Source organism: Rothia sp. HMSC069D01 (assembly GCF_001810135.1).
Classification (GTDB): Bacteria; Actinomycetota; Actinomycetes; order Actinomycetales; family Micrococcaceae; genus Rothia.
The window spans coordinates 309,885-310,127 of the sequence record NZ_KV800109.1; positions in this window are offsets into that span (position 1 = coordinate 309,885).

Consider the following 243-nt stretch of genomic DNA (forward strand, 5'->3'; position numbering starts at 1 on the left):
CCTGATGTCACGTTCGGACGATACCGCCTTTCCGCGCTGGGGTACTGTGCGGGGGCGGCAGCGTTTTCCGGTTGGGTGCTCGGGTGACCGCTCAGCGAGCCGCTCTCGGCCCCACGGTTGGAGCGTGCCGGTGCACCTTCCGGAAGCGACATCAGGGTACCCTCTCGGGTGCTCTCCGCAGCGAAGCAAGGAGAGAGCGGAGCGCCCGAGAGGGTGGGTTCCCCTGTAGGAGCGTAGGAAGGT